The organism is Kocuria coralli (assembly GCF_008831305.1).
Taxonomy (GTDB): Bacteria; Actinomycetota; Actinomycetes; order Actinomycetales; family Micrococcaceae; genus Kocuria; species Kocuria coralli.
The window spans coordinates 1-6,014 of the sequence record NZ_ML708641.1; the positions used below are offsets into that span (position 1 = coordinate 1).

6 protein-coding genes are annotated in these 6,014 nt (G+C 61.6%); 2 read left to right on the forward strand and 4 right to left on the reverse strand.

Annotation, left to right across the window (positions count from 1 at the left end; translation table 11 throughout):
* From FCK90_RS15085 to FCK90_RS15100, 4 genes are all read right to left on the reverse strand, one after another.
* Positions 1–403: transposase family protein (locus FCK90_RS15085; RefSeq protein WP_158035135.1), on the reverse strand; the 403-nt coding region annotated here is incomplete at its 3' end.
* Between the two features lie 1,211 nt (positions 404–1,614).
* Positions 1,615–2,469 carry a protein phosphatase 2C domain-containing protein gene (locus FCK90_RS15090; RefSeq protein WP_158035130.1) on the reverse strand — a complete coding sequence of 285 codons (855 nt, stop codon included), beginning with the start codon at positions 2,467–2,469 and terminating at the stop codon, positions 1,615–1,617.
* Positions 2,469–3,140, reverse strand: coding sequence for a vWA domain-containing protein (locus tag FCK90_RS15095; protein ID WP_158035131.1), 672 nt, complete (start codon positions 3,138–3,140; stop codon positions 2,469–2,471). Before FCK90_RS15095 ends, FCK90_RS15090 begins: the two co-directional genes overlap by 1 nt.
* Before the next feature lie 189 nt (positions 3,141–3,329).
* A complete protein-coding gene (locus FCK90_RS15100; RefSeq protein WP_158035132.1) occupies positions 3,330–4,556 on the reverse strand; it encodes an IS110 family RNA-guided transposase in 1,227 nt (408 codons plus the stop codon).
* Positions 4,557–5,008: 452 nt separating this feature from the next.
* Here FCK90_RS15100 and FCK90_RS15105 point away from each other — a divergent pair, with 452 nt between their 5' ends.
* The gene (locus tag FCK90_RS15105; RefSeq protein ID WP_158035133.1) at positions 5,009–5,230 is read left to right on the forward strand and encodes a hypothetical protein; all 222 of its coding nucleotides are present in this window, start codon (positions 5,009–5,011) and stop codon (positions 5,228–5,230) included.
* A 15-nt stretch (positions 5,231–5,245) separates the two neighbouring features.
* A complete protein-coding gene (locus FCK90_RS15110) occupies positions 5,246–5,722 on the forward strand; it encodes a hypothetical protein (protein ID WP_158035134.1) in 477 nt (158 codons plus the stop codon).
* Positions 5,723–6,014: the final 292 nt, after the last annotated feature.

Here is a 6,014-nt window from a genome sequence, read left to right on the forward strand (position 1 = left end):
CCGCCAGTGCCGAGACCGCGATGTCGTGGGAGCGCAGCTGAGCCACCGCCCAGGCGATCGCGCGGGTGGTGAGCTTGCCCCGCGGCGCGGCCAGTTCGTGGACCTCGCTGAACGTCGTGATCTCGCAGGCATCCTCCCGGCAGCGGTGGATTCGCTTGCGCCAGGCGACCCGCACCGGCACCCCAGCGCAGGGCAGGTCGTGGAGCAGGACCTGCCGGCGGCCGTGACCAGCGGCGAGCACACCGCAAGCCGGGCAGCCCACCAGTGACGGCACGGTCTCCACGGCCAGGGTGAACGAGCGCGGACCACGCTCGACGGCGAGCACGTGGACGTCGGACAGGTCGAAGAGCGCGCACGCGGGCGCGCAGATAGCATGAAACACGTCGAGGCCTTCATGGATCAGGTTGCTTGGTCGCTACCCATCCTGGAGGCCTCGACCCCGACTCAGCCCTCACAACACGGCCCTCGAGAAGCCCGCGCGCCTCCGGCTACCCATGCTCATCTGTGAAGGGCCGGCAAAGTCGCGGCGGGCATCCTGGTTCTGGCATGAGGAGAGCACCTGGTAGACCAGTGGTCGTTCAACGACCTGCGGCTGTTCCGGAAGCTCTCAGGCGCAACCTTCGCCCCTCCGCGGCCTCGTTGACCGGCTCACCGAGCTGGACCTTGCGGAGGGGACGTACCCGCAGCAGGCGCTGGTCGCCCAAGGTCAGTGCCTGATCCCCGGAAACACTACGAGATTGGCCCAGAACCGCCGCAATAGTCGGTTAGTCGCGAAGTCGCAGCATGGGGCGGCCTGACAGGGCGCCTAACCAGTCATCGGCTGTTGGGCGGTCGTACCGAGAGGCGTTGGGAATGCTCTCCGACAACCTATGGACGGCATCCATCCTTGCCCCTAGGTCCGGAAGCGCATCCCCAGGGCGCCAAGAGTAGGAACTGCTTAGGATGCGACCCACTAGAAGCGCTAGTTTGTACCTATCAGAGCTCAGGGTTGCTCGAGAAGAATCGAGCGGATCATCCCAATCAGGAGTGCTCCTCTGTGGCACGACTGGCTTGAAGCTTAGTTTCCGCACTCCATCACAATCTATGAAAAATACAGCTCCACCATTGGTATCAGACCAAAGCACATTCGCCATAGAAATGTCACCAAGAATGAAGCCGTCCCGGTGCAGTAATGCCACAGCGGCTACCGCAGCTTTCGAAATACGGATTCGGGATGCCATGTCAACGACAGGCACCCCCGTCCAAGATGACTTGCGAGGGAACATCAGGTACTGAACTTCACATAGACGCCGGATATCGCTCCCAGCGATTTTAAATGAGCAATAGAAGTCATTTGGCACTGGGCGCATGAGAAAGCCAACGGCCTTACCATCCCGTACGACAATCTGCCGGGGCCAGGCGAAGATACTGTCGCACCGGCCGCGGTCTCGGGGAGCTAAGGCTCGACGCCATGAGACAAGTCGGTACAGCTCACGTTCCTGAACTACAGCTGGGTCGAAATACTCCTTCAGTACCTGGCCGTCCGACAGTTGCCACACTCGCCCCTGCCCGCCGTCACCGAGCTTCGCAACCACGTTCAAAGATGAACGGTCAATCCGCGCTTGCCGCATTAGACTAAGTAACCTGCGCCCGTTGATAGGCAAAGACTGTCCTATCGTCATCGTACGTCTTGACGATAGCGTCAATATCCCAGAGGAAGCGTCCCAGACTCTGAGGCAGCTGTAACGTCCACTCCTCTACGATGCTGTCTGCCGAACCATACTTCACGGGGTTAGCGAAACCATCCGTAGCAAGGAGAAAAGTCTGCCCTGGCGCAACTTCAAAGGAAGTGGTCACCACATCGGGAAAGTGACCTGGCATGGCAGCCGTCTCGGTGTCGAGTATCTCCGGCAGTGGCTCGACTTCGTCACGGGGGAAGATCAGCGGAATGGTGTCCCCGACGAGTGCCAAATCAACCGTAGTGGACGAGGGCCCTTCGAACAGAGCTGCCACGGCAAGTGTTGTCGATAGATCCTCAGGGGTCAGGGCCAATGAAGTTGCGACCTCGTTCATGCGATTTGCGACCTGAGAGAACACACCTTGTGCCCAATAAGTTGTTCCGGTCTGGGTGCAAAGCAATGCTCGGCACGCCTCCTCCACTGCGCACTGAGCTCCGCGGTCAGCCCCGACTGCGGTACCCAGTCCATCGGCAATCGCCACAACCATTACGCCGTCATCTATCTCATGGACAACCTTGATTGCGTCCTGTCTCGGTTCACCATAATACCGGTGAGCGTATCCGCGAACCGAGCCAAAGCGGGTTGTTGATAGTTCGTTGTCCGTGCCCCCAACCACAGCTTCGGGTGGGGCTGCCTGTCCGGATGGCATGCGACCTAAATCGCCCGTTACCCGCGAAGGTCTGCCGACTCTCCGGGCTTCTTTTTCAGGAATATTTTGCGAACCCTGGGATGAATGAGCCTCGGGTGCCATCAGACTGTGTCAAGGTCGAGGGCCGTGAAACCCGGTACTGTGTCTTCCACGATGAGTTTAGGGGCCCCTGAGGCATCATGGGCCGAGCCAGATTTGACGATGGAGCGCGTTAGTGATCCAACGAACTCACGGAGTGCATCGGCCGGCGAAATCGAGTCAGCTGCCATAAAAGCCTTGAACGTGCCTATGCGGCGGATGGCGTCCGGCTCGGCGTCACCCAACCCGAAGGCGACGATGTTGGGGTGGGGACCGAATTCTGGGGATATCAGATCAGTGTATTCCTTACGCCAGTCCTCGTGGGCATTGTGGGCACCGTCCGACAGGAAAAAGCACACCGGGCGCAAAACCGTCATGCCATCGCCCTTTAGCAGTCGGACATCGTCTTCGATCTGCGTGCGGGTAGCGGCGAAGGCTGCGCGAAAGTTCGTCCCGCCGTCGCGGCAGGCGAGTCCTGGCATGGTCTCCAGATCAGACAGATCACTTAAAGGTAACAGGGTCTCCGCGTCGCCAGCGAAGCCAATAAGACTAAGGCGTGTCTTATCAGCAACGACAGGATTAGAAGCGATCTCCTTGTGTAGTTCGACGAGTGCCTGGTTCATGTGGCCGATGCTGTCTTCCATCGACCATGATTCATCGCACACCAAGTAGAACGGCAGGACTTGTTCTGACATACGTTAGCCTCCTGAGTGGCTAGGAAGCAGCGACTTGGGAGCGCTTCCCTGTGTGCTTAAGAGTATGCCCCCTTCCGCAGCTCCTGTCACGGAGACGTCCGCTGCGGCCGTGAGCGGCTTCGTAAAGGACCTCTCCTGGCCAGACTGAGGCAGAGCCGTTTCTCATGGGGGGTGCCTCTATGGTTTTCGTCAAGCAGCCAGGGCCACTGATGACGAGGTCTGAGGGTCGGTCGGGTCTTGGTAGAGGGTGCCGTCGCGCAACATCGCGTACAGGACGTCGGTCCGTCGGCGGGCCAGGGCGATGATCGCCTGGTTGTGGCGTTTGCCCTGGGCGCGTTTCCGGTCGTAGTAGGCCCGTGACGGGCCGTGGTGCAACGAGGCGAAGGCCGAGAGGAACAGCGCCCGTTTGAGCCTCTTGTTCCCACCGCGGGGGGCGTGCTCGCCGCGGATCGAGGTCCCCGAGCGTCTCGTGACGGGGGCGATCCCGGCGTAGGAGGCCAGGTGCCCGGCATCGGCGAAGTCCTTGCCGACGACTTCGGTGAGGATCCTCGCGGCGGTCCTGACGCCGATGCCGGGCATCGAGGTCAGGACCGCCGAAAGAGGGTGGGCCTCCACGAGGGCCTCGACCTGGGTGGCCACCGTGGCCCGCTGGCGGATCAGCGAGGCCAGCTGCCCGGCGAGGATCGGGATCACCGTGGTCGCGGCCTCGGTGCCGGCCACGACCACGGTCTGCTGGGAGAGGGCGTCGAAGATCGCCTCCGTGAGGGGCTCGGCCAGCCGTGGGGCGTGCTTCTTGAGCCGGGCCCGCACGTGCCCGCGACCGGCCGCGGCCAGCTTCCCCGGGGTCGGGTAGCGGCTGAGCAGGTCGGCCACCGCCGGGTGGGTGACCCGCGGCCCCAGCGCCCGCTCCAGGGCCGGATGGATCTGGGTGAGCATCCCGCGCAGCCGGTTGGAGGTGGCGGTGATCTGGGCGGCCAGATCGTCGTCGAAGCCGGCCAGCACCACGAGCTCGGCGATCTGGGCCTCGTCCACCCGGATGTTCCGCAGGGTGTGCGGCATGGTCCGGGCGGCCTCGGCGATGATGGCCGCGTCCCGGGCGTCGGTCTTGGCCGCGCCCGGATGCAGGTCGGCGATCCGGCGCATCGCCAGCCCCGGCAGATACGCCACGGTGACCGACTCCATCGCCTGGGCCACGGCCACCGGCAGCGCCCCGATCGTGGCCGGCTGATCGACCACCATCAGCACCGGCCCGTGCGCGGTGGCCAGCTCCTCGAGGATGGTCCGCAGGCGGGCCTCGTCATTGGGCAAGGCCTTGTCGTAGACCGTCTTCCCGGCCGCGGTCACGGCTACGGCGTGATGGTCGGACTTGCCGACGTCGAGGCCGACGAACACCGCCGGCCGTGGTCGCTCCGACATGGACCCATCCCTTCTCCCGTACTGGCATCTGCTCGTGCTGGCCGGCCGGGAGGTGGTCACGCTCGGCATCCACGTTACGAAGGTCCTCCACAGGAGATCCCGCCTCTATCAGCGATCCGTGACCACCGGACCGGTCCTCGGTGACAACACCCCCCGGATCATCGACGACTGGGGGCAAACGATCATGCCGAGGACCGGCCGGTCAGCACCCCTCCATCCTGCTGGACGGAGGAGCTGGGAAGAAGGTAACGGGGTGCGCGTACTGGATTCTGATGTGGCCAAGGACCCAGCAGGCGACACGGGGCGCCGCCGAGCCCGGGCTCAGTGCTCGTCCGACTTCGTCAGCGATTACCGAGCCCCGGCCACGTCATCCACCCCTTGACAGCACATCCAACGCTTGGTAACTATTGTACACACCTCTGATGGCCAGTTGCGGTGTGACGAAGGAGTCCATGATGGCAACACTTAGTGACCGCGTGAAATTAGCAGCGCAAGGCCTGATCGCTGCCGCAGGCATGGCGCAAGCTGTGGCTGCGACCGACATCCAGAGCCAAGCAGCAACGTTGTATGACCAGTACACAGGTCACTCCGAAGTCCAGCTCAATCGGATCAAACAGGACATTGCCGACGAGATCAGGAAAAGACATAAGCCGGGAATCAGCGGGTCAGTCTAGGGCTGGATGGCCGCAATGGACGATCAGCTGGACGAACAGTCGTTCCGTGATCTCGCAATGAATATATTTTTGCACTCTCCTCACGGTGCCGACAGCCTGATTGATCGCTTGCTTTTCACAAACGACGGCGTGATCGCAACTGCCTCCGAATCTTGTGGAACCCTTGGCTTTGGAATAGCCAGTGGTGTCACTCTGACGGCCGAAGTATTGTCGGTTGTGGAAGATCTCAATCGGCTCATGGTCTACGGACACTACTGGCTCGCGTCCGGAGCGGATAACAACAATTGGTCCCTTGTGTGCGGATTTAAATTCCCGTACGACCAAGTTGACCCGCAGGCCACCGCAAACCTTATCGCCAGGATCATGCGCCACAATGGCGATTTGGTCCTGGCGGTACGTCAGCGACTCGAGAACATTCCACACCGCCCCTACTGGTTACCTGACGCTACGGCGGGGGCTCAAGCGATCGTCCTCGTCGGTCACCTGTCCTGACGTACTGATTTATTACATCGTCACATCACGACTTACTATCAACCGAATTGTTAAGGTCATTTTTCCTGCCTTTTAGAGGCTCGGGAATTACTTAGTAAATTTAGAGGACGCGACCTGTCATATGTTGTGTTCTCAGCCTTGAACAATCAGTCGAACAATCCCTCCGGCGGGGGCTCCAGGGGCAAGGGCCTGACCTTTGGAGAGTGGGCCTGGGCGGTACAACCGTGGAAGGGTCCTTTCTCTTCGAACAGCGTCCGCATGGTGGGCCTTCACAGCTGAGTGTGGGTAGCGG